We start from the raw sequence: 17,590 nt of genomic DNA, 5'->3' as shown, positions 1-17,590 counted from the left end.
ACCAGTAATATAAAATCCCTAACATTTTGCTAAACATTTGTTGAGATATGCTAAACATTTTGGTAATACCGAACCTATACTTTTATAGTATCAATAACCAATTTAATCTTAATCGTATCACACATGAAAAATCATTCTTACTCTATGGTACGTCCATTCAAGAAAGCACTATGTGTTTCAGCTTGTTTAGGCTTACTTTTTTCTTTTTCTACTTTCGCCCAGAACCAAAAAGATGAAACAAAACCATCTTTTGATCTACCAAAAGACAATCATTATGGTAAAGAAATTTATGCAAAAGGTAAAGGAAGATCATTCAGAAATTTTGGAGATCTTTTATTCTCAAGAGCAGTATTAGAAGCTTCTAGCTTTTCTGAAGGTCCTACTTCTGGTTTATTTATTGGAAACGGTCCTATTAACCAACAGGAACTTCCTTTTACAGGGAAACAACCGATTCAGGGTTTCTCTGCTGTACTCAACAACTTTGATGGAACATTTACAGCAATGTCTGACAATGGTTTTGGGAGTATCGAAAATTCAGCGGATTACAACTTACGTTTATATAAAATAAGACCAAGATTTGAAACGTTTTTTGGAAGAGGTGAAGGAGATATTGAAGTTCTTGATTTTATCGAATTAAGAGATCCTAATGGATTAATTCCTTTTGCCATCACTAATCATTTTAGTACTGATAGAATATTGACCGGTGCTGATTTTGATATTGAATCTATTCAAAGAACAACAAATGGAGATTATTGGATTGGTGATGAGTTCGGTCCTTTCTTACTACACTTTGATCGCAATGGTGTCTTATTAGATGCACCCTATGCCCTCCCTGATTTAGATAATCCTGGTAAGGAATTAAGAGCGCCACAAAATCCATTTAGCGAAGAAGCAAGTGCTATCAGAATTATGAACGCTATGAGATCACACGCTCAAGCTAACGGTAGCAAAGCTCCTGTAATGTCTCCATGGTTTGTAATGCTAGATGATAATGATACCAACACTTTAGTAGGTAGTAGAACTGCACCACCAGCAGGATTAACAGAAGCTTCTAGTGAATTATTCAACATTTCTTCTTTAAATCGTGCAGGACATCCTGTGGTTGTATATACCGTGAATGATTCTGAGAACATAGATCGTCTGTTAGATCTGGACTTACAGGGTATTATTTCTGATCGTCCGGACCTGTTATTAGAGGCTGTTCAGAATTTTGATAAAAATCAGGATGGTCGTGCAGATTATTTAGATGAAGAAGGACTTATTGATGTAAATCTTTTTGATGCGCAAGGACATCGCGGAGCCAGAAACTTACGCCCTGAAAACACATTACCATCCATGGAGGCTGCGTTGGATTATTTAATGCCCACTCTAGAAACGGATTGTGGAATTACTTTAGATCGAGTTCCAGTTTTAGATCACGATCCTCATATTGAAGCTGCAAAAACAAGAAAAGCAGATGGGACTCCATATGAATTCGAAGATGAAGTATTGGTAAAAGATCTTACCCTTGCCGAAATTCAAAATACTTTCATCGCAGATAAAATTTTACCAGGAAGACCAGTACAGACAAATGACCTTTCTTTATCYCCAGTTTCTGTTGCTTTTGCTAATGAAAGAGGATTTATTGACCCTTATGTGATGCCATCGTTACAACAATTATTTGATTTTGTTGAATTCTACGTTGATTATTACAGAAATGGTGAAGGAGCATCTGATCCTGATGCTACTCGACGATGGAAAAATGCTGCAAAAGTTCGTTTCAATATTGAAACAAAGATAAACCCGAGAACAGATGTCGATGATCGCGGGGATATATTCGCAGAAAGAACCGTTGATCCAGAAACTTTTACACGAGCGATTGCAGATATCATTGTAGCAAATAATTTAGAAGACCGTGCTGATATCCAAAGTTTTGATTTTAGAACTTTATTAATTTCTCAAAAGCAGTATCCAGCTATTAGAACGGTTTGCTTATTTGGTGATTTCCCAAAAGTTGGTGATGCAGGTGATGGCACGAATCTTCAGGATCAGAATGGTGAGAATACTCCTTGGCTAGCAGGAATGTATTGGCCATATAGAGTTACAAAATTAGATACTCCATTTAACGTAAAGCAAAGTGGTGGTTTTGAAGGAATGGCATTAACTACAGATAATACAAAGTTATTACCACTATTAGAAAAACCATTAGAAGGTAGTGAATCTAATAACCTATTAATCCATGAATTCGATCTTGCCAGCAAATCATACACCAATAACAAATATGAATATCCACTTAATGAAAGAGCCACGGCCATTGGTGATTTTATTATGTTTAGTGGAAACAGAGGGTTAATTATAGAAAGAGATGGATCTCAAGGTGATTTAGAAGGTTTTAAAGCCATTTATGAAATTGAACTAAATCAGGATTCTACAGCGGTTCAAAAAAGATTAAATGTTGATCTTTTAAAAATAAGAGATCCAAGAAGAATTTCAGAACCTGGATTACCTGGTGATGTTGGTATTGGCAGAGATTTTGCTTTTCCTTTTGTAACAATCGAAAGTGTAGTAGTTTTCAACCCATTTCTAATTGGTGTACTAAATGACAATAACTATCCATTTAGTGTAGGAAGACATGTTGGTGAAGGGTTACCAGATGACAATGAATTTATACTTCTTTGGTTAGATCAACGATTAGGAATGCCTTGGTATAACAAAGAAGAAACGTTATCAAGACTTAAAAATAATGACTTCAAAGCATATCCAAATACCTTTACGAATCAAGTAACTTTTGAGTATATCAAAAAGGATATTAAATCTGTAACCATTGATATTTATGATATAGCTGGTAACTTGGTAAAAAGAGTAAACACCTCAGATATTAATGACAATGGTTTTGAATATACTTGGGATGCTTTATCCGAAGAAGGTTCAGAAATAGCTACAGGAATTTATTTTGCTGTTATTGAAGTTGACGGTGAATTCATTAAGAAAAAACTTGTAAAAAAATAAATACAATCTATTAATCAACTTGCTAAAACCAAAAAAGACCTGTTTGTAATCAACAGGTCTTTTTCTATTCATTGTTTTTTATTTCTTACTGGCTTCTAGGATATAAAAAGGATTGTTCTACTTCGAAATCAACTACACCATCTTTACGAACATCATATATAATGAACAATTGACCCCAATATACTCCATCAGTAAAATCGGCTATAATCCATTTATGATTTAATAATCTAACTTTATTAATAGCCATATTACCCTCCATTCCAGCATATGGTATAATAGGATTATCGGTTCCAGCTTTATTTTGCGCTATAATTTGATCACTAATGGTCAATTCGAGTTTTTGAGCATCATACCCTTGTTCTTCAAAATAATTAGTAGCTTCTTCATCACTTTCTAAAGAAAAATAGGTGAGATCTAAAACTCTATCAACAAGAGAATCTTTTTCCACATTTTTAACTTCGATTTCTTTTTCCTTCTCCTCTATTATAGACATCAAATTTTCAATTTTGCCATCATACGATTCCTTCGCTTTTTTGGCATTCATAAATTGAAATAGAATGAATAATACCGAGAAAATAAATAAATAGAGAAATATTCTGCTTCGCATCTTAAATAGTAATTTTTAAATTATCGTAGGCTAAAAAAACGTTATCCGGTAACTGTTGTTGCACTTCTTCATGAAACCCTAACATATGACTAATGTGTGTCAGATAAGCTTTCTCGGGTTTTACTTCTTCTATAAAAGCTAGTGCTTCTTCTAGATTAAAATGAGAATGATGTGGCTCAATTCTTAATGCATTTACCACCAACACCTTTACACCCATTAATTTTTCAGTTTCCTCTTTTTCAATCGTTTTTACATCTGTTAAATAGGCAAAGTCTTTAAATCGAAATCCAAAAACCTGTAACCGATTATGCATTAAATCTACAGGAATCACATCCAGGTTGCCCAGCGAAAATGGTTGGTTAGTTAGTTCATTTTCTATAACACTGGGCGCTCCTGGATATTTATTTTCTGAAGAAAATATATAACTAAATCTTGTTCTTAGTGATTCTAAAACTCGTTTATGTCCATATACCGGAATATCGCCTTGTCTGAAAAAAAAGGGTCGTATATCATCCATTCCCATAGTATGATCTGCATGCTCATGAGTAAAAAGAATTCCATCAATTCTAGTTACATTATTGGCAAGCATTTGTTGCCTAAAATCTGGTCCACAATCAACTACATATTGGTATTCATCCCAAGATACAAGAACAGATACTCGTAATCTTTTATCTTTTGGATCTTTACTTAAGCACACAGGATGAGTACTTCCTATTATTGGAATTCCTTGTGATGTTCCGGTCCCCAAAAATGTTACTTCCATATCTAATAATGAGTAAAAGCAAATGTACTTATAATTTTTTTCCGCCAAAAGTAATTCATTTCCAGCCTTATTATTTATATCAATTATAAAATGGGAAAATTTGCATTGAGTTTTTTTTAATAATAATTAATCTATTAGTAACTTTACATTAAACAAAAAAAGCCCATTTTGCTATGCCTATTACGATTATGGGAGACAAAGAATTTGAGTCTGTCCCTTCTATTAAAAGTAAAGCTTTACGAATTAATTTAAATGCCAATATATACGGTACCTTCGCAGAGATTGGTGCTGGACAAGAAACTGTACGTAATTTCTTTAGAGCTGGTGGTGCTTCTGGTACCATTGCAAAAGCCATGAGTGCCTATGATAAAGATTTTAGTGACGCTATTTATGGAATTGAAGATGACAAGAGATACGTTACGGAAGCTCGGCTAAAAAAGATGCTGAAGCATGAAGTAAAGTTAGTTGAGCAACGAATCAGTAGAGAAAAACATCCTAATAAATTATTTTTTAGCTATGCAAATACAGTTGCTACTATTGATTTTGCTAAAAAATATAAAGGTCATGGATGGGTTGGTATCCGATACCAAACAAAACCAGATGAGGATTACAATGAAATCATTCTGCACATTCGCTTTCATGAAAATGATGCGAAATTACAGCAAATGACTCTTGGCGTTCTGGGAGTAAACCTTATTTATGGTGCTTACTATAAGTATGACAATCCTAAAAAACTTTTACGTTATTTATATGATCACTTGGATAAAGATCAAATAGAAATTGATACAATTAATTTCTCTGGTCCTAGATTTAAAAAAGTGGATAACCGATTGATGAGTTTACAATTGGTTAAAAATGGAATGACGGAAGCCGTAATGTTTGGTCCTGATGGTAATAATGTATTACCTGCAGCGGTATTATACAAAAAGAATATCCTTGCACTTCGTGGTAGTTTTAGACCTGTTACCAAGGTAAACATGGACATCTACAAGAAGTCCTTAAATATGTTCCTTAATGAAAATAAGGTAAATAAGGATAAAACCATCGAAATTTTTGAAATTACTCTTTCTAACCTAAGAGCAGAAGGAGAAATTGATGAAGTAGATTTCATGTCTAGAGCTAGGTTATTATGTTCTTTAGGACAAACGGTAATGATCTCCAATTTCCAGGAATATTATAAGGTAGTAGAATATTTCTCTAATTATACGAAAGAACGAATGGCAATGTCCATGGGTGTTAACAACCTTATTGACGTATTTGATGAGAAATATTATAGACATTTAAGTGGTGGCATTTTAGAAGCTTTTGGAAAATTATTCTTCAAAGATCTGAAGGTATATCTATATCCTCTGAAAGATCCTAAAACCGGAGAATTGACAACAAGTGAAAATTTGAAGGTGCATCCTAGAATGAAAGAGTTATATAAATTCTTTAAATACAACGGCAAACTTCAAGATATCGTAGATTATGATCCATCCATTATGGATATTTTCTCAAGAGAAGTTTTACAGAAAATTCAGGATGGAGAACCTGGTTGGGAAGAACAGCTACCAGAACTAATTCCAGAAATGATCAAAGAAAATAATTTCTTTGGATATAAAGAAAGAGAAACGGTTTAGTTGATAGAATAACTAAAGACAAACATGTTACACTGTATAACATTAAATAGCTACCTTTTAGGGTAGCTATTTTTTTTACTCATATTTGATAAATGAACAATATTAAAACAATAGTTTTTGATTTATACAATACATTGATTGAAATACAAAAATCAAATCATTTCTTTTTACAGTTGTTTAAAAGTTCTAAAAACGGTTTTGGTATGGATATCACGACATATTCACAATGTGTAATGAAAAATGATCTTGATACCTTAAAAACTACATTCCCCAAAGAGTTTAGTATGTTATATACTCAAAATTCACTCTATCTCAAACAGGAATTAAATTCTGTAACAGTTTATAAAGAAACTATTAGAGTTCTTGAAGATCTAAAAAAACACTATACATTATTTTTAATTTCTAATTTAGCTTCACCTTACAAACAACCTTTTTTTTCTAATAATCTACATCCATATTTTGAAAAGGTGATTTTCTCTTGTGATTTTGGTTTTTTAAAACCTAATAAAGAAATTTTCAAGGAAATTGAAAAAGTATCAGGCAACAAACCTAGCGAAATACTTATGGTTGGAGATTCTCTTAAATCTGATATTTTAGGGGCTAAAAACATGAAATGGAATTATTTAAAAATTAATCGACAAACATCTCTTTTAGAGAAATATGAAATAAAAGATTTGACTGAAATAAGAAGGCATTTAAAACCTAATTAAATCAATTTAATAAAATAGTATAAATGAAAAGTAGAACTATATTTTCAATAGTAATATGCATCTATCTAAGTAATCCTGGTTTTACTCAAAATATACATACAACTACTCCCCTTTCAATTGGAGAAAAGGTAGAATTTCAGTCTAAAATTCTTAAAGAAAAAAGAACACTAAATATTTACTTGCCACAGACATATTCTAAAGATTCTTTAAAAACATATCCTGTTATCTATTTATTAGATGGTTCTATGGATGAAGATTTTATACATATTTCTGGTCTTGTACAATTTGGTTCGTTCTCATGGATTAAAATGATTCCAGAATCAATTGTAGTTGGAATTGCTAATGTGGATAGAAAGCGAGATTTTACATTTCCCACTAATAATAAAAAAGATAAAGAAGCATACCCTACTACTGGAAGGTCAGAAAATTTTATCAGCTTTATTGAAAAAGAATTACAACCATTAATAAATAAAAAATACAAAACAAATTCGGTTACCACTCTGATAGGACAATCTTTAGGAGGACTTTTGGCAACCGAGATTTTATTCAAACAACCTGATATGTTTGATAATTATATTATTGCCAGTCCTAGTTTATGGTGGGATGATGAATCATTACTTACATACACTCCAGCTTCCTATAATTCAAAAAAATCAATTTATATCGCTGTTGGTAAAGAAGGAACAATTATGGAGCGAGTTGCTAAAGAATTATATGATAAATTAAAATTGTTGAATAAAGATAATACTAAATTATATTTTGAATTCTTCGAAAAGCAAAATCATGGTGATGCATTACACCTAGCAGTGTATGATGCGTTTGAGAAAATGTTTAAATTAAAAAACTAAAAAATCTTTCCAGACTAAACTTTGTAGGTTTTGTAGCTGGATAAATCCATATGGTCAAAGCAAGAACTACAAAAAAATGTTTAGAGAATAAACTTTTACTCTATTTAGTGCACATTCATAGGCAAAAACATAATAAAAGTTGTTTCATAAAATAAGTAATTCAGTTGTCTAGCACATTATCTGTAGAGTTGTAACAACTATCTACTGACCTACTTCAATAAATTCAATATAATTATCAAATAGCACGAATTCACTAGAGTGTTTCTTTCGAAAAATTTTGCAACAAATTATATAATGGAACAGTTAATTATAGAACGAGAATATGGTTTTAGATTAACTCATATCAAAAATTTGAATGCTTTTAATTTTTACACAAATTGATGAAACCTTATTAAATTTTGTAGTGATGACTAGTGGAGTTTTAGGATGTTTCTTATGCCTTTCATTAGTAACTACCTCTTTTTACAGGAATCGTGCAAACAATTATCTTTCGCTTTCACTATTTATACTTATAAGTTTAACCTTTTTAGGTAGCTGGTCTGATAAAGATAATCCCATTTTGGATTTTTTAGGTCTCATAATGTTAGAGTATCTTGCTGGCGTTACTTTATTTATATACTTTCTCATCCAGATTAAACATAAGTATTTAAATGAAAAATGGCACAAGTGGCTTTACGCTCCTTTCATTATCTCAGTTATCATAGAAATTATACTTCATCTAGATGCTATTTTTCATCTTTACGATTCGGATTTTGCTCTTTTTGTAGACTATACAAAACTATTTACTGTGTTTAGCTACAATTTATTTTTAATATTCTGGAGTAAGCTTTTAGTACAAAAGTCAAAAACAATTTCAAAAGAGAAAAAACGTTGGTTACTAAGGTTAAACTTTTTCATTATCGGCATCATCATGTGCTGGCTTTTAGCCAATATAGAGGTAAGTATTTTTGAGTCAGAATACAGTGCAAATCTTTTGAGAATTCTACTATCAATTCTGTTTTGGTGGATATTGTATTATGGAGTGTTCAAGCTACAAATAATCGTTCAAAAAGATGAAATACATCAATATTTAACTTCTAAGAAAGCTGGTAATATAAAAGGCAAAAGGAAAATAAGTGAAACCACTGTTTCTAAAATCATTACACAGCTGTATGTATTGATGGAAGAGGAAAAATTATTCAAAGATCCTTATTTAAGCAGGTCAGATCTTGCTATTAGATTAGAAACCAATGAAGGTTACTTATCACAGATTATAAATGAGGAAACCAATAAAAGCGTTGTTCAATTTGTTAATGAATATCGTATTAAAGCCGCTCAAAATTTACTCCATAATCCAGTATTCAATAAATATTCCGTTGAAGCTATTGGAATGGAAGTAGGCTTTACCTCCAAAAGTGCTTTCTACAAAACATTCAATTCCAATCTCGGAATGTCTCCTGGAGCATTTAGAAAGCAAAAAAAACGTCCTAATTCGTAAAACTGTTTTATTTCAACACATCTCCATCCTCAAAATTAGTTTTTGATCACGTTTTGAGATCTACATTCGCAACAGTAAATCAAAAACATAAAATCATGAAAAAAATTAACTCAATCTTATTACTTCTAATAATGTCTCTTTCTTTATTGAGTTTTAATTGCACCAACAGTAAATCAAAAGCAATAAATATAGATCCTAAAAGTACTTTAAAACAATATGTAGGTGAGTATATGTATGAAGAAGCAGGAGTTATCATAAAGATTTATACAAAAGAAAAAGAAAGTAATACTAAACTCTATTTATTTGTAACAGGAGATCGAGAAAGTGAACTAATTGCAACTGAGGAACACAAATTTTCTTTTAAAATGGAAGAAGAATTTAAAGTAGAGTTTAAGAACCTAAAAAACGGAATTTTTAGCGAATTAATTCTTATACAGCCTCATGGAACAGTAAAAGCGGTTCGCAATGGAAAGGCAAAAACTGATGATTTAGCTACCATTGATAAAAAGCTTATAGATAGAGAATTTTCAGGTGTTATCTTAGTAGCTCAAAATGATAGTATAATATTTAATAAAGCATATGGAAGAAAAAATAATCAAGAAAACGGATTAAATGACATACATACTGTGTTTGATATTTGTTCTATTACAAAGCAGTTTACTAGTGCTGGAATACTAAAATTATTAATGCAAAATAAGCTTTCTGTTACCGATAATCTATCAAAGTATTTTGATGCTGTTCCTGATGATAAAAAAAACATAACTATTCATCAACTACTCACACATTCTTCTGGTTTAGTAGATGGAATTGGAGATGATTATGAAACCATTACAGAAGAAGAGTTTCTGAGTCAAGTATTTCGTAGTAAACTGATACATTCGGTTGGGGAAGAATTTAATTATTCTAATATCGGATATAGTTTACTTGCTTTAATAATTGAAAAAGCTAGCGGTATGGATTATGAAACCTTTTTAAATGTAGAAATTTTTAAGCCTTCCAAAATGAACCATACTGGTTATGTAATTCCAGATTGGAAAAAGAACGAAGTTGCTAACGGTTTTTTAAATGGTAGGGAAGCTAAAAAACCTAATGAAGAGAATTGGAGTAAAAATGGTCCGTATCTTAATCTAAAAGGAAATGGGGGTATTTTAACAAGAGCAGGTGACTTGTTACTTTGGAGCCAAGCAATAAGAGACAATACTGTACTTGATAAAGAAACAACATCCAAGTATCTCTATCCTCATTTTGAATCCAACAACATATATTCTTACTACGGATATGGTTGGGGAATTGAAAATAATAATTCAGAGAATAAATTAGTACTTCATGGTGGTGCAAGTGATCTGTTTGCTTCAGACTTATGGATGTATCCTAAAAAAGGAATTACAATAATTGTGCTTAGTAATACACAGGAGGCATATGTCTACTCAATTGCTGGAAAAATATCCAATTTTTTATTACAACAATAAATTACATGTTTTAAGATCATCTCTAGATTTTGTCTTAATTGTATTATTAATATAACATATCGTTTATTGATAGTTAAAGTCTGCTTACGAAAGTATTTGCAGACTTTATAACTTATTATCTAATTACTGATTTAAATTCTAATCCCACAAAAACGAGCTTAGAACTTCTTCACGGGAGACAAGCTAATAAAATATATCGTTAAGCGAAAAATGTTTGAAAATTAATATTATTGAGACATACATATAACTACCTTGTGATATTGAAAAACCTAATCCTTTAGTTATGAAAATGAAAGACAAAATAGTAATTGATTTCAAAGAGTTTTTTAAAACAGGTAAGTTTGACTTTTTAAAATTAGGCAAGACTAAAGAATGGATTATACATAATTTTCCAGATCCTGATGGATTTAATGAAAACCCTTCAATTTATAGAGATCCGATTTGGAGGTACGGAAACATAGAACTTCACTTTAACAAAGATGTACTATTTTTAATTTTCTCAGATTATATTGATGATCTAGATGGAGGGGATTCTTTAGAATTAAAAAAATGGTTTATAGGAAATCTTAATAAATTAAACCTTTCAGATGTAATTTCGGAATTAAATAAAGCTCACATAGACTTCCATAAAAAGAAATCTCATATTGTAGAATCCGCAGTTAACATCGAATTACAAAGTAGTGTTGTACTGGGATTCCATCTAGAAGAAAATGAAGATGAGGATTATGACAATTTTTTAGAACGTTGTAAAATTACAAATCAAGATGAATTTAGACTAAGTTCGTTTAGTCTGATGCAAAAATAAAAGTGACAACTCATTAAGAATCATCACTTTCATCTTTTCGCTTTTTAGGTAATCTTTTCGCTTCTTTTAAGCTTTTATTGATCATCCATTCGATCTGTCCGTTTACACTACGAAACTCATCATCTGCCCATTTTTCGATCTGTTTAAACATCTCTGGGTCTATTCTCAGTACGAATGATTTTCTTTTACTCACAATTAAGAATTTAAAGTTCCCGCATTCACTACTGGAACAGCTTCTTTATCACCGCATAAAACTACCATTAAATTACTTACCATAGAAGCTTTTTTATCATCATCAAAGTCAATAATATTATCGGTAGATAGTTTTTGTAATGCATCTTCTACCATACCCACTGCTCCTTCAACAATTTTCTTTCTCGCTGCTACAATAGCTACGGCTTGTTGCCTTTTTAACATAGAACTCGCAATCTCTGGTGCATAAGCTAAATATCCAATTCTAGCTTCCATTACTTTAATACCGGCAATTGCTAAACGTTCTGTAATTTCATTTTCCAAAGCTTCATTTACTTCATCCATACCAGATCTGAGTGTAAACTTTGCCTGCTCATCATCAAAATTATCGTAAGGATAGGATCCTGCTAATTTCCGAACAGCAGCGTCCGTTTGAACTTTTACAAATTCCTCATAATTATCTACATCAAAAGCTGATTTATAAGTATCCGCTACTTGCCAAACCAAAATCACATTAATCATGATTGGATTTCCAATTTTATCATTCACCTTTACGCGTTCGCTATCAAAATTTCTAGCTCTTAATGATATTTTCTGACGACTATAAAAAGGGTTTGCCCAGAAGAAACCATTGTCTCTAACAGTTCCTTTATATGCTCCGAACAATACTAACACTTTAGAACTATTAGGATTGACTATAAAAAAACCTTTTATGATCAGTATAATAGGTAACATTAGTATTAAAAACAATGGAGTTTCCATTACTACCAAACCTACTATCATACCTACTATAAACAATAGTAATATAATAAGCATTACATATCCATTCGTTGCTTTAATCTGAGTCTCTTTATTCATAATGATATTATTTTGATATCACAATAATACTAAATTTATTTGAATTTTGAAAATTAGAAATGATAAAACAGATAAAACCAGAGTGATTAGTACATTCAAAATCTTCAAAAAAATTATAAGAATTAGGCTATTATTTATATAAATTAGAGCTCCTTAAAACAAAAGAAATTGTTTAAAAACATATGACAGCAATTGCAATTCAAGAAAATCCAAAAGTGAAATCAGTATATGAATCTTATCCAGATCATATCAATCAAAAGATTATGTATCTACGGAGTCTAATTATAGAAACTGCAAAAGAGATTGAAGGATTAAATAATCTAGAAGAAACTTTAAAATGGGGAGAACCTAGTTTTTTAGCCAAAAAAGGAAGTACTATCAGAATTGACTGGAAAAAAGGCAAACCAAATCAATATGCCATGTACTTTCAATGCACTAGCAAATTAGTAACTACTTTCAGAGTTGTCTATAAAGATACATTTGAGTTTGAAGGAAATAGGGCTATCATTTTTCCAATAGATTTCAAAATCCCTGAAAAAGAACTGAAAAACTGCATAAAAGCAGCTTTACAATATCATTCGGTAAAACATTTACCAACTTTAGGTATTTAAAAAAGCCATATGTTTTTAAACACATGGCTCTTTAAACTGATGTATTAGTTTTTAATCATTTTTTTAATGATACTATCTCCTGAATTGTTATTGATCTTCAACAAGTAAACACCTTTGGTTAAAACAGAGACATCAATTTCAGCTGATTCTAATTGCTTATTTATAATTTTTTTTCCTTGAATATCATATATATCCACAGATGAGATATCTAGTGAAGTAAAATTTTCAATATGTATAGAAGTATTTGCAGGGTTTGGGTAAAACGAAACAGTTTCTGAATCTAGTGTAATATCTTCATTTGATAAAGTATTATCATGAATCAGTTCTACCATTCCCCAACAAGAATCAAAAGTACCAATATTCAAAGTTATTGTACCAGAATTATCGGTCTGCAAGGATAAGTCTACAGATTGTTCACCAGGAATATGAAGTTTGGCTGCTACGATAGTCTTCGGAAAAACAGCAGATGGTATTTGTACAGAAACACCATTATGAACTTGAGCATTATCGGCCGAAGCATCATATTTTCTATTAATTAAATGAAGTACATAAGGTGCTTCTGGATCTTCAGAAGAAATTCTTGGTAATGCCGAAATCAAATAATTTATCCACTGATTATTTTGTAGCACATTAATTTTCCAAGATGTAAGACCTAATATATCATTTGCATTATCCATAGAAACAATATTAGAACCACTGGTATTAAGAATTGAATTCTGCTCTGAAGTTAAGTATTGAATATCGCTATCATGAACAATTACATCATATTGAGCTAATTCTGATGCTGAAGGAGTAATAGGACGATCAGGATCACCAAATATTTTTAGGTCAAAAGAGATATTCCTTGTGATTAAATAGTCCAAAGTTTGACGTGCTTTTATACTTCCTGCCATTCCTCCTTCCAATAATGATGCATATACGGAATAAGCCATTGCTACATTGGATACCGCTTTATAGTCATCAAATAACTCACTATGATCATGAACAAACTCATAAATATCAGCAAAATTTTCCCAACCGGTATCCCAAGTATTACTTCCTCCAATCCACACTCTTCCTGGTATTGTAAAAATAGATCCTGTTGCATACGCTTGTGCGATCCAAGCGCGAGCTTGTCTTGGGGAATTTCTGTTATACAAAGCTTGGAACGCATCAGGATATGGAAAATAAATTAAAGTTTTATCGAGTGCTTCAGCAGCTTTATAATGTAATAATGGTTCTGTAGATGGACTTGTTGCTGCATCATGCGGATGGCCATATTCTCCTGCTAAATAAGTTAATCGATCAGAAAAGATATATCCTCTAGGTTCTACTACATTGGTGGTAGCTCCTATATCTATACCAGGTCTTATGGTGTCGATATAGTCAAATAACTCTTCCATCACATCATTAAGTGATTGACGTTGGAAATAAACAAAATCTTTATAAAGTGGAATATTTCCTTCAATACTATTGGCTTGATTTCTATAACTCTGAAGTGTGAACCCACGATTTAATAAAAACTGGCGATAATTAAAATTATCTATATTACTAATTCCTAGATCCATTAATTGTTGAGTTGTATACTTATTTTTCATGTAAGCCCTAAAACCATTCATAGAATGAATTGAAAAATCTCCTCCAAGCCAATGTAATGTTCTAGTAGCAGAGGTTTGCGAATCAAACATCATATGTGTTACTGGAGCCAAAGTCATTCGATCAGCCTGATATTTAAGCCATTCTAAAAAATCGGGGCCGTGATGACTCATCCAACTATGAACTTGACCATTATAGGTACCACCACTATCAGCTGCATTTCCCCAATGAATATCGTCACCATTAAGGTTTTTTGCCCAGTATGATCCAGGATCTCCCATAAAATCAATCATCCATTTCCATCCCCAATCAAATTCTCCTCGACCGAAATAGTACTTAGAGTTTGATGTGTGACTTTCTACTTTTGTTACCCATTGATTCATGGCAGCATCAGACGCTATGCTCGCATTAGGCATAAATCCCCAAAAAACACCATCAGCCTTGTATTGGTTATAGTTAAAAGGTGTAGCTGCTGATTCTTGAGTAAATAGTATCGTTGATTTTTTTATTGGATTGTTAGATGTTTGTGTAAAAATGACGTTTACACAGTAAAAAGTTATGATTAGAAAAAGTAGGTTTTTTTTCATTGGTTTTAAAAACTATTGAGCTTGTTGGTATTAAATTCTGTAATATATTTCGGTTCAAAAATAGCCTTAATCAAATCAAATGTTAGAAAGGAAATAGAATCCGTTGTACTTTAAGTAGTATCTGTTTTTTAAATAATTCATTTTAATTTTTATAATAATACCTTATTAGTCAAAATCTTGATAGTTTAAAAATAGAAAAAAGCCATATGTTTAATACATATGGCTCTTCAAAATTATTAATTGTCTAGTATAAATCTAGTTTATAAAATCTGTGCAGCGTGTTCTTTAGTCTTTACTTTGGTAATTACTTCAGAAAGCACTCCATTTTCATCAATTACAAAGGTTGTTCTATGTATCCCATCATACTCTTTACCCATAAATTTTTTAGGTCCCCAAACACCAAAAGCTTCAATCACTTTCTTATCTTCATCTGCTAATAAAGGATAAGGTAATTCATACTTGTTTTTGAAGTTTTGTTGCCTCTTTGCACTGTCCGCACTAACCCCAAGAATTTCATATCCCTGAGATTGGAATGTTTGATAATTATCCTTCAAATTACAAGCTTCTGCTGTACATCCTGGCGTACTCGCTTTCGGATAGAAAAAAACAACTAATTTCTTACCTTTATAATCTTCTAAGCTTATCGTATTTCCATCTTGATCTAATGCTGAAAAATTAGGAGCCTTATCTCCTGCTTTTAATGGTGTCATATTTTTATGGTTAACTTAAAAATTAAATTTTGTTTAAAGTTTTTTGATAAATTTAAAACAAAAATACTTTTCATAAATAATTTTATTAAAAATTTATGCTTTTATTTACTTTCTAAAAGCTTTTAAATATTCCTATTTTAGCATAAAAAGAAATCATGACTAAAACGGAAAAGGTAGACTTTACCATTAAAACTCTTAAAGAATTATATCCTACTATACCAATTCCTTTAGATCATAAAGATCCATACACATTACTTATAGCGGTTTTAATGAGTGCGCAAAGTACGGATGTCCGTGTAAATCAGATCACTCCTCTACTATTTGAACGGGCAGATAATCCATACACAATGGTAAAATTATCAGTTGAAGAAATTAGAGAAATCATTAAACCTGTAGGCTTGAGCCCAATGAAATCAAAAGGAATTCATGGATTATCTCAGATACTCATTGATAAGCATAATGGAGAAGTTCCACAAAGCTTTGAAGCATTGGAAGCATTACCTGCGGTTGGTCATAAAACTGCTAGTGTAGTCATGTCACAAGCTTTTGGGGTTCCTGCTTTTCCAGTAGATACGCATATCCATAGACTTATGTATCGTTGGGGTTTCAGTAATGGTAAAAATGTAACACAAACAGAAAAAGATGCCAAACGGCTATTTCCAAGAGAATTGTGGAATGACCTTCACCTTCAAATTATATGGTATGGACGTGAATACTCACCAGCAAGAGGATGGGAACTTGATAAAGATATAATTACAAAAACTATTGGAAGAAAATCTGTTATCAACGAGTATCTTAAAAAATAAAAGACCTGTTTCGAAAACAGGTCTTTTACAAAGTTTAGTTTTAATTTAGAAGCGCTTCGAACTTCATTTTTTTATAATCTATAACACTTAAAGCCTTTGAGTAATTTAAAAGAAAATCTACTGTAATTTTCTTTGGTACTAATTGGTTTTGCTCCTCTTTCTGAGAAGACTTAAAGTAAAATTTTGCCATATTAACTTATCTTAAATTAAGGGTTATTTTTTTATAAATAACGAGGCTTATTCTACTTTATTGCATAAAGAAATGTTAATTTGTTAAAACAATATTATTTTTCTCTATAACCTTTCTTAAGTTGATCAACGCATAACGCATTCTTCCTAGTGCAGTATTGATACTAACACCAGTTTTATCAGATATCTCTTTAAAGCTCATATCACGGTACATTCTCATTACCAAAACTTCTTTTTGATCATCTGGTAACTCTTGAATTAGATTACGTAAATCTTCTTCAACTTGATCTTTTATGATTCTTTTCTCTGCATTTAGATCTCCATCACTAATAATAGAGAAAATACTAAACTCTCCATTATCCTCGAATTTTGGCATTCGATTACCTTTTCTAAAGTGATCAATTACCAAGTTGTGAGCAATTCTCATTACCCAAGGTAAAAATTTACCTTCTTCATTATATTTACCAAGTTTAAGTGTACGAATTACTTTAATGAAAGTATCCTGAAATATATCTTCAGATACATCTCTATCAAAAACTTTAGAATAAATAAAACTGTAAATACGTTGTTTATGACGTTCGATCAGAGTAGATAGTGCACTTTCGTCACCTTTGATGTAATTATTAACCAGCACAGCGTCTGAAATAGTGTAGTCCTTCATACCTATTACTTTATTTAGTACCAACAAGCTTGGGGCTCGGGCTTTGTTAAACTTTAAAGTAAAGGTTCGCTATAGGCTATTCTTTTTTAGATTTGGTTACTTTTACAGGGGCTAA

General features: G+C 31.4%; 17 protein-coding genes. 9 read left to right on the top strand and 8 right to left on the bottom strand.

Annotated elements, in window-relative coordinates; genetic code table 11:
- Window positions 1-123 precede the first annotated feature (123 nt).
- Window positions 124-2,988, top strand: coding sequence for an esterase-like activity of phytase family protein (locus GBO31_RS06505; protein ID WP_219007524.1), 2,865 nt, complete (start codon window positions 124-126; stop codon window positions 2,986-2,988).
- An 85-nt stretch (window positions 2,989-3,073) separates the two neighbouring features.
- On the opposite strand, the gene GBO31_RS06500 is transcribed toward GBO31_RS06505, so the two are convergent.
- Window positions 3,074-3,532: a hypothetical protein gene (locus GBO31_RS06500; RefSeq protein ID WP_246615787.1), complete on the bottom strand. Its 459-nt coding sequence runs from the start codon at window positions 3,530-3,532 to the stop codon at window positions 3,074-3,076.
- Between the two features lie 64 nt (window positions 3,533-3,596).
- Window positions 3,597-4,358 carry an MBL fold metallo-hydrolase gene (locus tag GBO31_RS06495; protein WP_219007522.1) on the bottom strand — a complete coding sequence of 254 codons (762 nt, stop codon included), beginning with the start codon at window positions 4,356-4,358 and terminating at the stop codon, window positions 3,597-3,599.
- Between the two features lie 173 nt (window positions 4,359-4,531).
- Between GBO31_RS06495 and GBO31_RS06490 the strand changes: the two genes are divergently transcribed.
- The 6 genes from GBO31_RS06490 (at window position 4,532) to GBO31_RS06465 (ending at window position 11,286) form a co-directional block, all read left to right on the top strand.
- A complete protein-coding gene (locus tag GBO31_RS06490; RefSeq protein WP_219007521.1) occupies window positions 4,532-5,977 on the top strand; it encodes a TonB-dependent receptor in 1,446 nt (481 codons plus the stop codon).
- Between the two features lie 92 nt (window positions 5,978-6,069).
- The gene (locus tag GBO31_RS06485) at window positions 6,070-6,687 is read left to right on the top strand and encodes an HAD family hydrolase (RefSeq protein ID WP_219007520.1); all 618 of its coding nucleotides are present in this window, start codon (window positions 6,070-6,072) and stop codon (window positions 6,685-6,687) included.
- A 23-nt stretch (window positions 6,688-6,710) separates the two neighbouring features.
- Window positions 6,711-7,535 (top strand): alpha/beta hydrolase, encoded by an 825-nt coding sequence (locus GBO31_RS06480; RefSeq protein ID WP_219007519.1) that lies wholly within the window; start codon window positions 6,711-6,713, stop codon window positions 7,533-7,535.
- 355 nt (window positions 7,536-7,890) lie between these two features.
- Window positions 7,891-9,012 (top strand): helix-turn-helix domain-containing protein, encoded by a 1,122-nt coding sequence (locus GBO31_RS06475; protein WP_219007518.1) that lies wholly within the window; start codon window positions 7,891-7,893, stop codon window positions 9,010-9,012.
- A 95-nt stretch (window positions 9,013-9,107) separates the two neighbouring features.
- Window positions 9,108-10,481, top strand: coding sequence for a serine hydrolase domain-containing protein (locus tag GBO31_RS06470; protein ID WP_219007517.1), 1,374 nt, complete (start codon window positions 9,108-9,110; stop codon window positions 10,479-10,481).
- Between the two features lie 283 nt (window positions 10,482-10,764).
- Window positions 10,765-11,286 (top strand): hypothetical protein, encoded by a 522-nt coding sequence (locus tag GBO31_RS06465; RefSeq protein WP_219007516.1) that lies wholly within the window; start codon window positions 10,765-10,767, stop codon window positions 11,284-11,286.
- Between the two features lie 13 nt (window positions 11,287-11,299).
- On the opposite strand, the gene GBO31_RS06460 is transcribed toward GBO31_RS06465, so the two are convergent.
- Window positions 11,300-11,479, bottom strand: a complete 180-nt coding sequence (locus GBO31_RS06460; protein WP_219007515.1) for an Arc family DNA-binding protein — start codon at window positions 11,477-11,479, stop codon at window positions 11,300-11,302.
- 2 nt (window positions 11,480-11,481) lie between these two features.
- The gene (locus tag GBO31_RS06455) at window positions 11,482-12,336 is read right to left on the bottom strand and encodes an SPFH domain-containing protein (protein WP_219007514.1); all 855 of its coding nucleotides are present in this window, start codon (window positions 12,334-12,336) and stop codon (window positions 11,482-11,484) included.
- Between the two features lie 182 nt (window positions 12,337-12,518).
- Between GBO31_RS06455 and GBO31_RS06450 the strand changes: the two genes are divergently transcribed.
- Window positions 12,519-12,947 carry a DUF1801 domain-containing protein gene (locus GBO31_RS06450; protein WP_219007513.1) on the top strand — a complete coding sequence of 143 codons (429 nt, stop codon included), beginning with the start codon at window positions 12,519-12,521 and terminating at the stop codon, window positions 12,945-12,947.
- Window positions 12,948-12,991: 44 nt separating this feature from the next.
- Here the strand turns inward: GBO31_RS06450 and GBO31_RS06445 are convergent, their stop codons facing one another.
- Both GBO31_RS06445 and bcp read right to left on the bottom strand, forming a co-directional pair.
- The gene (locus tag GBO31_RS06445) at window positions 12,992-15,109 is read right to left on the bottom strand and encodes a T9SS type A sorting domain-containing protein (protein ID WP_219007512.1); all 2,118 of its coding nucleotides are present in this window, start codon (window positions 15,107-15,109) and stop codon (window positions 12,992-12,994) included.
- A gap of 260 nt (window positions 15,110-15,369) precedes the next feature.
- A complete protein-coding gene (bcp, locus tag GBO31_RS06440; protein WP_219007511.1) occupies window positions 15,370-15,819 on the bottom strand; it encodes a thioredoxin-dependent thiol peroxidase in 450 nt (149 codons plus the stop codon).
- 155 nt (window positions 15,820-15,974) lie between these two features.
- Between bcp and GBO31_RS06435 the strand changes: the two genes are divergently transcribed.
- On the top strand, window positions 15,975-16,625 hold the full coding sequence (locus GBO31_RS06435; protein WP_219007510.1) for an endonuclease III domain-containing protein: 651 nt from the start codon (window positions 15,975-15,977) through the stop codon (window positions 16,623-16,625).
- Between the two features lie 40 nt (window positions 16,626-16,665).
- Here the strand turns inward: GBO31_RS06435 and GBO31_RS06430 are convergent, their stop codons facing one another.
- Window positions 16,666-16,815 (bottom strand): hypothetical protein, encoded by a 150-nt coding sequence (locus GBO31_RS06430; protein WP_219007509.1) that lies wholly within the window; start codon window positions 16,813-16,815, stop codon window positions 16,666-16,668.
- 75 nt (window positions 16,816-16,890) lie between these two features.
- Window positions 16,891-17,475, bottom strand: coding sequence for an RNA polymerase sigma factor (locus tag GBO31_RS06425; RefSeq protein ID WP_219007508.1), 585 nt, complete (start codon window positions 17,473-17,475; stop codon window positions 16,891-16,893).
- Window positions 17,476-17,590 lie beyond the last annotated feature (115 nt).

It is taken from the genome of Aquimarina litoralis (assembly GCF_019295435.1).
In the GTDB taxonomy this organism is placed as follows: domain Bacteria; phylum Bacteroidota; class Bacteroidia; order Flavobacteriales; family Flavobacteriaceae; genus Aquimarina; species Aquimarina litoralis_A.
Note: the sequence above shows the minus strand (reverse complement) of the source record. Positions and strands in the feature narration are given on the sequence as shown.

Excerpts from the sequence above, each read along its gene's own strand:
- GBO31_RS06500 (WP_246615787.1), bottom strand. The coding sequence starts at position 3,532 with ATGAATGCCAAAAAAGCGAAGGAATCGTATGATGGCAAAATTGAAAAT.
- GBO31_RS06495 (WP_219007522.1), bottom strand. The coding sequence starts at position 4,358 with ATGGAAGTAACATTTTTGGGGACCGGAACATCACAAGGAATTCCAATA.
- GBO31_RS06490 (WP_219007521.1), top strand. The coding sequence starts at position 4,532 with ATGCCTATTACGATTATGGGAGACAAAGAATTTGAGTCTGTCCCTTCT.
- GBO31_RS06485 (WP_219007520.1), top strand. The coding sequence starts at position 6,070 with ATGAACAATATTAAAACAATAGTTTTTGATTTATACAATACATTGATT.
- GBO31_RS06480 (WP_219007519.1), top strand. The coding sequence starts at position 6,711 with ATGAAAAGTAGAACTATATTTTCAATAGTAATATGCATCTATCTAAGT.
- GBO31_RS06475 (WP_219007518.1), top strand. The coding sequence starts at position 7,891 with ATGCTTTTAATTTTTACACAAATTGATGAAACCTTATTAAATTTTGTA.
- GBO31_RS06470 (WP_219007517.1), top strand. The coding sequence starts at position 9,108 with ATGAAAAAAATTAACTCAATCTTATTACTTCTAATAATGTCTCTTTCT.
- GBO31_RS06465 (WP_219007516.1), top strand. The coding sequence starts at position 10,765 with ATGAAAATGAAAGACAAAATAGTAATTGATTTCAAAGAGTTTTTTAAA.
- GBO31_RS06455 (WP_219007514.1), bottom strand. The coding sequence starts at position 12,336 with ATGAATAAAGAGACTCAGATTAAAGCAACGAATGGATATGTAATGCTT.
- GBO31_RS06450 (WP_219007513.1), top strand. The coding sequence starts at position 12,519 with ATGACAGCAATTGCAATTCAAGAAAATCCAAAAGTGAAATCAGTATAT.
- GBO31_RS06445 (WP_219007512.1), bottom strand. The coding sequence starts at position 15,109 with ATGAAAAAAAACCTACTTTTTCTAATCATAACTTTTTACTGTGTAAAC.
- bcp (WP_219007511.1), bottom strand. The coding sequence starts at position 15,819 with ATGACACCATTAAAAGCAGGAGATAAGGCTCCTAATTTTTCAGCATTA.
- GBO31_RS06435 (WP_219007510.1), top strand. The coding sequence starts at position 15,975 with ATGACTAAAACGGAAAAGGTAGACTTTACCATTAAAACTCTTAAAGAA.
- GBO31_RS06430 (WP_219007509.1), bottom strand. The coding sequence starts at position 16,815 with ATGGCAAAATTTTACTTTAAGTCTTCTCAGAAAGAGGAGCAAAACCAA.
- GBO31_RS06425 (WP_219007508.1), bottom strand. The coding sequence starts at position 17,475 with ATGAAGGACTACACTATTTCAGACGCTGTGCTGGTTAATAATTACATC.